Annotated in this window: 7 protein-coding genes and 1 pseudogene; 4 read left to right on the forward strand and 4 right to left on the reverse strand. The window is 68.3% G+C overall.

Annotated elements, in window-relative coordinates; translation table 11 throughout:
• A partial coding sequence (locus AB3X43_RS13925) for a YbfB/YjiJ family MFS transporter (RefSeq protein WP_369430460.1) occupies positions 1–813 on the forward strand: 813 nt, incomplete at its 5' end.
• Here the strand turns inward: AB3X43_RS13925 and AB3X43_RS13930 are convergent.
• The 4 genes from AB3X43_RS13930 to xseB are packed head-to-tail and all read right to left on the reverse strand — an operon-like array spanning position 794 to position 4,262.
• The gene (locus AB3X43_RS13930) at positions 794–1,099 is read right to left on the reverse strand and encodes a hypothetical protein (RefSeq protein WP_369430461.1); all 306 of its coding nucleotides are present in this window, start codon (positions 1,097–1,099) and stop codon (positions 794–796) included. The genes AB3X43_RS13925 and AB3X43_RS13930 overlap by 20 nt on opposite strands.
• Positions 1,100–1,150: 51 nt before the next feature.
• Positions 1,151–3,088, reverse strand: coding sequence for a 1-deoxy-D-xylulose-5-phosphate synthase (gene dxs, locus AB3X43_RS13935; RefSeq protein WP_369430462.1), 1,938 nt, complete (start codon positions 3,086–3,088; stop codon positions 1,151–1,153).
• 32 nt (positions 3,089–3,120) lie between these two features.
• Complete coding sequence (locus AB3X43_RS13940) at positions 3,121–4,023, reverse strand: polyprenyl synthetase family protein (RefSeq protein ID WP_473965126.1); 903 nt, start codon at positions 4,021–4,023, stop codon at positions 3,121–3,123.
• On the reverse strand, positions 4,020–4,262 hold the full coding sequence (gene xseB, locus AB3X43_RS13945) for an exodeoxyribonuclease VII small subunit (RefSeq protein ID WP_369430464.1): 243 nt from the start codon (positions 4,260–4,262) through the stop codon (positions 4,020–4,022). The genes AB3X43_RS13940 and xseB overlap by 4 nt, the downstream gene beginning before the upstream one ends.
• Positions 4,263–4,601: 339 nt before the next feature.
• Between xseB and AB3X43_RS13950 the strand changes: the two genes are divergently transcribed.
• The 3 genes and pseudogenes from AB3X43_RS13950 to AB3X43_RS13960 all read left to right on the forward strand — a co-directional run.
• The gene (locus AB3X43_RS13950) at positions 4,602–5,735 is read left to right on the forward strand and encodes an aromatic ring-hydroxylating oxygenase subunit alpha (protein WP_369430465.1); all 1,134 of its coding nucleotides are present in this window, start codon (positions 4,602–4,604) and stop codon (positions 5,733–5,735) included.
• An 82-nt stretch (positions 5,736–5,817) separates the two neighbouring features.
• Positions 5,818–6,390, forward strand: a complete 573-nt coding sequence (locus tag AB3X43_RS13955) for a DUF3237 domain-containing protein (RefSeq protein ID WP_369430466.1) — start codon at positions 5,818–5,820, stop codon at positions 6,388–6,390.
• A gap of 58 nt (positions 6,391–6,448) precedes the next feature.
• A pseudogene (locus AB3X43_RS13960) lies at positions 6,449–6,558 on the forward strand (EamA/RhaT family transporter); the annotation flags it as partial.

The following is a 6,558-nucleotide window of genomic DNA, read 5'->3' on the forward strand; positions in this document are numbered from 1 at the left end:
GGGCTGATCCTGAACTGGCTGATCCGCCACCAGTACCGCAGCGAACTCGGGGTGCATTTTTCGGGCATCGGGATCGGCATGGCCGGCTGTGCGGCGGCGGTGCTGGCGATGACCGCGCTCCACCTTGACTGGCAGCAGCAGTGGTGGGCCTTCAGCCTGATGGCCGCGCTGCTGATGGTGCCGGCACTGGGCTGGTTGCCACCACCCGACACGAGCGGGGTCACGGTCGGCGGTCAGGCGATGACCGACCGGCCGCCCGGTGCACTGTTCCTGCGGGTGTTCATGGCGGCGTATTTCTGCGCCGGCATCGGCTTCGTGGTGAGCGTGACCTTCATCGTCGCCATCGTCGATCGGCTGCCCGGCTTGCACGGCCGCGGGGCCTGGGTGTTCCTGGTGATGGGACTGACGGCCGCCCCTGCGGTCATCGTCTGGGACCGCATCGCGCGCCGACTGGGCGACATCGACGCGCTGATCCTGTGCAGCGTGCTGCACATCGGTGGCATCGCCCTGCCGATCGGCGGCACGCTGATGGCGGCACTGGCCGGGGCGGTGCTGTTCGGCGCCACCTTCATCGGACTGGTGAGCCTGGTGCTGTCGATGGCCGGACGCTACTACCCGACACGCCCGGCCAAGATGATGGGCCGGATGACGCTGACCTATGGCTGTGCCCAGATCCTCGGGCCGGCTGTGACCGGGTGGCTGGCGGCGCGCAGTGGCGGCAGTTACGTCGCCGGGCTGTCGATGGCCGCGGCGGTGATGGGCGTGGGTCTGTTGCTGCTGTGCGCGCTGCGGGTCATCGCACGACGCGCGTGATCTCGCGTGCCTGGGCCTCGATCACGTCGTCCGAGGTCGCGGTGCGGCTGCGCCGGGTGGTGTGGGTGCCGAAGCTGCCTGCCCAACCACCGCGTTCGCGCTGGAACCGCAGGATGTCCTGCAGCGTCGGGCGCCGGCCGCGCAGCAGGCTCCACAGCGTGTAGGCGCCCGCGACCACGACACCCGCGACCAGCAGGCTCATGAAGAAGACCGCGCCTGCCGCGAGGAACGACAGACGCACCACCAGGCGGAGCAGGCCGCCAACACCATCAGTGAGAACATGCATGGGCACTTCGATCCGTCTGGGGCTGAACAGTTCCGCGGCGTCAGCGGGTCTTCAGGCGTTGGCCACCGGGCGCAGCAGCCCGATCTGGCCGTAGCGCTGCTGCACCGAGGCCTCGATGCCGGCAGCATCCAGACCGCACTGCGCCAGCAGGAAGGCCGGATCGCCGTGCTCGACGAAGCGGTCGGGCAGGCCGAGGTGCAGCATCGGCACGGTGATGCCGGCGGCGTTGAGGTGTTCGGCCACGGCCGAGCCAGCGCCGCCCATGGTGCAGCCTTCCTCGATCGTCACCAGGGCATCGTGCGTGCGGGCGAGCTGCTCGACGAGCCCCCCGTCCAGCGGCTTGACGAAGCGCATGTTGGCGACGGTGGCGTCGAGCTTGTCTGCAGCGGCCAGCGCCGGGTAGAGCATGGTGCCGAACGCGAGGATGGCGATGCGCTTGCTGCCCGGTCGACCGGTCACCAGGCCGGACTCGCGGCGGATTTCACCGCGGCCCCAGGGAAGCGTGTCGAAGCTGTCGCCGGTGGCCGCGGCTGTGCCGACGCCACTGCCGCGCGGATAGCGCACCGCGACCGGCCCGTCATGGCGGTAGGCTGTTGTCAGCGCCATGCGCGTCTCTGCCTCGTCGGCGGGCGTCAGCATCGCCATGTTCGGGATGCAGCGCACGAAGGCGATGTCATAGGCCCCGGCGTGCGTCGCGCCGTCGGCACCGACCAGGCCCGCGCGGTCGAGCGCGAAGACCATCGGCAGGTTCTGCAGCGCCACGTCGTGGATGAGCTGGTCATAGGCCCGCTGCAGGAAGGTCGAGTAGATGGCGACCACCGGCCGGACGCCCTCGCAGGACAGGCCGGCGGCGAAGGTGACGGCGTGCTGCTCGGCGATGCCGACGTCGAAGTAGCGTTCCGGGAAGCGCCGGTGGAACTCGACCATGCCCGAGCCTTCGCGCATGGCCGGCGTGATCGCCACCAGCTTCGGATCGGCGGCGGCCATGTCGCACAGCCAGTTGCCGAAGACCTGGGTGAAGGTCGGCTTGGGCGGCGTGGCGGGTTTCACCAGGCCGATGGCAGGGTCGAACTTGCCGGGGCCGTGGTAGGCGATCGGGTCGGCTTCGGCCAGCTTGTAGCCGTAGCCCTTCTTGGTGACGACGTGCAGGAACTGTGCACCCTTGCGGTCGCGCAGGTTTTCCAGCGTCGGGATCAGCGCGTCGAGGTCGTGGCCGTCGATCGGGCCGACGTAGTTGAAGCCGAATTCCTCGAAGATGGTGCCGGGCACGACCATGCCCTTGGCGTGCTCCTCGAAGCGCCTGGCCAGCTCGAACAGCTGCGGCGCGTTCTTCAGGACCTGCTTGGCACCTTCGCGGGCCGAGGCGTAGAACTTGCCGCTCATCAGCCGGGCCAGGTACTTGTTGAGCGCGCCGACCGGCGGGCTGATCGACATGTCGTTGTCGTTGAGCACGACCAGCAGATTCGGCTCCTGGCCGGCGTGTGGCATGCCCCCGTTGTTCAGGGCCTCGAAGGCCATGCCCGCGGTCATCGCGCCGTCGCCGATGATGGCGACACAGTGGCGGCTCTCGCCCTTGATCTGCGCGCCCATCGCCATGCCGAGCGCGGCCGAGATCGAGGTGGACGAGTGTGCGGTGCCGAAGGTGTCGTACGCGCTCTCGTCGCGGCGCGGGAAGCCCGACAGGCCGCCGTACTGGCGCAGCGTGGGCATGCGGTCGCGCCGACCGGTCAGGATCTTGTGCGGATAGGTCTGGTGGCCCACGTCCCACACCAGGCGATCGTCGGGCGTGTCGAAGACATGGTGCAGCGCGATCGTCAGCTCGACCGTGCCGAGGTTGGACGACAGGTGGCCGCCGGTGCGCGAGACGCTCTTGAGCAGGTGGTCGCGCAGTTCGGTGGCGAGCTGCTTCAGCTCGGGGCGCGAGAGCCGGCGCACATCGGCCGGGGACTGGATGCGGTTCAGCAGCGGATGGGCGTTCTGGGCGTTCATCGCGGGGGGATCCGTCGGTGTGCGGTCGCGGCTCAGGAGTCGCGATCGAGGATGCGGTCGGCCAGGGTGGCCAAGGCATGGACGTCACCCAGGCCGGAGGCGGACAGGGCGGACAGGGCTCGGGCGTGGAGGGTGGCGGCGCGTTCGCGCGCACCGTCGAGCCCGAGCAGCGAGACGTAGGTGGGCTTGTTCTGGTCGGCGTCCTTGCCCGCGGTCTTGCCGAGGACGTCGGAGTCCTGGGTCACGTCGAGGATGTCGTCGACCACCTGGAAGGCCACGCCCAGGGCGGCACCGAAGTCGGACAGCGCTTCCAGCGCGACCGCGGACGGATGGCCGCAGGCGGCTCCCATCAGGACGCTGTTCTGCAGCAGCGCACCGGTCTTGCGGCCGTGCATGTCGAGCAGTTCGGTCTCGGTCAGCGGCTTGCCGACGCTGGCCAGGTCGATGGCCTGGCCGCCGGCCATGCCCTCGACACCCGACGCACGCGCCAGCAGGCGGCACAGACGGGCCTGCAGCGTGTCGGGCACCACGTCGCCATCGGCGGCGGGCGGCGGCGTGAGCACTTCGAAGGCCAGCGCCTGCATCGCGTCACCGGCCAGCATGGCGCGGGCTTCGCCGAACTGCACATGCACCGTCGGCTTGCCGCGGCGCAGCACGTCGTTGTCCATGCAGGGCATGTCGTCGTGGATCAGCGAGTAGGCGTGGATCAGCTCGACCGCGCAGGCCGCGCGCATCGCTGCCTCGGCATGGCCACCGACGGCCTGCGCGGTGGCGAGCACCAGCAGCGGACGCAGCCGCTTGCCGCCGTCGAGCACGCCATAGCGCATCGCGAGGCCAAGTCCTGCAGGGGCATCGGCACGGACGTGGACGCACAGCGCGGCTTCGACCGCTTCGAGCTGTGCGCGCATCCAGGCGTCGAAGGCAGTGCGCATCATGAGAGATCGTTCCAGGGTTGAAGCTGCCCGTCATCCAGCACCTTCACCTGCTGCTCCACCATGTCGAGCCGGCTGCGGCAGTAGCCCAGCAGCTGCGCACCACGGCGGTAACTGTCGAGCAGTTCGTCGAGCGGCAGCTGCGCGGATTCGAGCGCCTGCACGAGACGATCGAGTTCGGCCAGTGCACTCTCGTAGCTGACGGGCTCGCGGGAAGGGGTGTCGGAGGCGCTCTGGGGCATGGCGTCGGGGAAAGTTCTTGATTGTAGGGGGCTTGGAGGGGATCGAATATTCCGTCCTGTACATGCTGCGACGCTGCTGGGCTGCTGAAGTCGCTGCTGTCTGCCTGTGCCATGTTGTACCCAGTGAACAGGGTGTCAGGAATTACTTCACATTTTCCGGGGTCGGCGACCGTGGGCCGGGTCTGGGTTAAAATCCGCGGTTCGCCTTGGGCGTCCGCCCACCCCGGCCCGCTGCAGCACCTGCTGCGAACACCTTGCCTTCGAAATGGCAAACGCCCTTGGTTGGGGCCAGAACATGGGGTGGTGGTTCGACATGGATTTTTGGAGATCCTGGGGATCATGTCCGACCTGAGCATCACACTCGACGCTCTTCAACGCAGCCGCACTCAATTGCCGGTCACGAGTTACTTCGACCAGGCCCTCTTCGACCGGGAGATGCGCATCATCTTTCCCTCCGGTGCGCGCTACGTCGGGCACGAGCTGATGGTGCCCGAGGTCGGCGACTACCACGCCCTCGCGCACGAAGGCGAGGGGCGCGCGCTCATCCGCACGAAGAACGGTGTCGAGCTGGTCTCCAACGTCTGCCGCCACCGGCAAGCCGTGATGCTCAAGGGCCGCGGCCACACCGGCAGCAATGTCGTGTGCCCGCTGCACCGCTGGACCTACGACCTGCAGGGCCAGCTGATCGGCGCGCCGCACTTCAAGGAAGACCCGTGCCTGAACCTGCGCAACTACCCGGTGCAGGTCTGGAACGGCATGGTCTTCGAGATGACGGACGGTGGCCGCGACGTGGCTGCCGATCTGGCCGGCATGGGGCCGCGCCAGGCGCTGGACTTCGAGGGCTATGTCTTCGACCACGCCGTGCAGCACGAGTGCAACTACAACTGGAAGACCTTCATCGAGGTCTACCTGGAGGACTACCACGTCGGTCCCTTCCACCCCGGGCTGGGCAACTTCGTCACCTGTGACGATCTGCGCTGGGAGATGGGCCGCGACTACTCGGTGCAGACCGTCGGCGTGGCCCAGGGCGCGGGCAAGGCACTGGGCAAGTCCGGCTCCACGGTCTACGAGCGCTGGCACGAGCAGGTGCTGAAGTACCAGAACGGTGTGGTGCCCAGGCACGGTGCGATCTGGCTGACCTACTACCCGAGTGTCATGGTCGAGTGGTACCCGAACGTGCTCACGGTGTCCACGCTGCACCCGATCAGCCCGACGAAGACGCTCAACACCGTGGAGTTCTACTACCCGGAAGAGATCGCCGCCTTCGAGCGCGACTATGTGGAGGCCCAGAAGGCCGCCTACATGGAAACCTGCATCGAGGACGACGAGATCGGCGAGCGCATGGACGCGGGCCGCAAGGCACTGATGGACCGCGGCGACAACGAGGTCGGCCCCTACCAGAGTCCGATGGAAGACGGCATGCAGCACTTCCACGAGTGGTACCGGCGGGTGATGGCATTCCAGGACCACTGACCGGCGCGGGTTTCTGCCCATGCCGGTCCGATGCGGGGTCACTATGGTGCATGGTGATCCTGCATGAGGAGATCCTGTCTTGATGCCCATGACACCTTCGACCCGACCCGACCCCCTGCGGCGCAGCCTGCTGCTGGGCATGGCCGCTGCGGCCACCACCGTTGCACCGATGGCCTCGGCGCAGACGGCGACGACCGAGCTGTCGCCGCTCGGCACCCGCCTGCCCATGGCCCCGCCGCGTGCCGAGTTTGTCTACGAGTCGATCGTGGACATCGCCGATACCCTGAACCTGGGCGACGGGCCGCTGGGCGAGCGCCGCATCGTGCCGATCACCGGCGGCGAGTTCGCCGGGCCGGGGCTCAAGGGCACGGTGCTGCCCGGGGGGGCCGACCGCCAGCTCGTGCGCAAGGACGGCGCCCGCCTGCTCGATGCGCTGTATGAGCTGAAGACCGACGACGGCGCCGTGATCACGGTCCACAACCAGGTGCTGGTGCGCACCCCGGCGGGCCAGCCACGGTACGCCCTGTCCACCATCCAGCTCACGGCACCGGCCGGGCGCTATGGCTGGCTGAACGACTTCGTCTACACGGGCACGCTCGACAGCCTGCGCCCCGCGCGCAACGCGGTGCTGATCCGCGTGTTCCGCCTGGTCTGAAGCCGGTCAGATCCACGCGGCGAGGCCGCGGGGGCTCGAGGTCGTTAGCATCGGGGGCATGACTGCTCCCATGCTGATGGTTCTGGCCTCGTTTCTTTTTGCGCTGATGGGCGTGTGCGTCAAGCTGGCCAGTGCGCATTTCGGCACCGGCGAGATCGTGATGTACCG

The organism is Sphaerotilus sp., assembly GCF_041083715.1.
Taxonomy (GTDB): domain Bacteria; phylum Pseudomonadota; class Gammaproteobacteria; order Burkholderiales; family Burkholderiaceae_C; genus Sphaerotilus.